This window comes from Rhodococcus sp. P4_E4, from assembly GCF_056401575.1.
In genome coordinates this window covers 1-1,170 of sequence record NZ_JBFUJB010000058.1, presented here as the reverse complement: position 1 = coordinate 1,170, position 1,170 = coordinate 1, and the positions used below count along the sequence as shown (strand labels likewise).

Sequence of the window (1,170 nt, the reverse complement as noted above, 5' to 3'; positions counted from 1 at the left end):
TGACCTGGCGAGGGAACATTCGGGGTAGAAATTCCTGGTGTCAGGTTCGGCCCTGGATCACCGATCTCCCCCGGCGTGGATGGTTCCCACTGGCCGCGGTCGGGATCGCCGGGCGAAGYGGGTTGCGAGGGTTCCGGAATCGTGGGATCCGGGCGTGCAGGTTCATTCACGGAAGGGATCGTGGGGTGGTCATGTTCGGCAGGTGGAACTGTGCCGTCGATGACGGGTATGCCGCGCGGTGGCAGTGTGCCCGGCCGGGGAATGTTTTGAGCAGGGGTCGATGGTGAAGTAACCGGGGGCCGGGTGGGTGTTGTCCGGTTCGAGACGATCAGGTCTTCRGCCCGGACTGCGCCAGCAATCAGACGCCCCCCACGCAATGGTGGGAGAACGAAGCTCATGATCTCGTCGGTGTAGGGCTGATCGTAAGCGACACCGGGGTCCAGATGCTGCGCGTCGCCTATCCGAACTGGTTCGCCGGTGCTCCAGTCGTACAGGGACAGTTCCGAGTTGGAATGGTCGAAAACCTGGTAGGGGCGTCCCTGCTCGTCGTAGGTGACCTGCAGGTCGTGTACTTCTCCCTGCGCGTCGGTGTACGTCCAGCTCCACACGTTCGGCACCTTCGAGGGTGTGCCGGACCAGTTGGTTCCGTTTTCGTCCGTGAAGGAGGTGTCAGTGACGACAGGTTCGGTGGTGTAGTCCTGCCTGCCGATGTTCGAAGTGATCGGCTCCTGGGTTTGATCGGCGAGTATTGCGTCGCCGACGGGGTTTCCGGTTCCTGTTTCGGTGATCGGTGGTTCGGAGACCTCGGAGTTAGGGTCACCGGACATGAGCTGGCCGAGGTCTGAATCCGCTGGGTCCGCGGGTTCTGTGGTGTAGTCGTGCCCGCCGATGTTCGAAGTGATCGGCTCCTGGGTTTGATCGGCGAGTATCGCGTCGCCGACAGGGTTTCCGGTTCCTGTGTCGGTGATCGGTGGTTCGGAGACCTCGTGGTTGGGGTCACCGACCATGAGCTGGCCGAGGTCTGAATCTGCCGGCTCCGGGGGGTTGGCGGCGAGGACGTTTTGTGCGTCCCTGCGTGCTTGTTCGCCCTCCGGGGTCATCGGGCCGATGAAGTTCGCCTGCGCTTCGAGCGCAGCACGTTCTTCCGGTGTCAGCTCCGGGTCGGCGAGG

General features: G+C 63.1%; 1 pseudogene. It reads right to left on the bottom strand.

The window, feature by feature from the left end:
- A pseudogene (locus AC1DVN_RS30860) lies at positions 1–1,170 on the bottom strand (hypothetical protein); the annotation flags it as partial.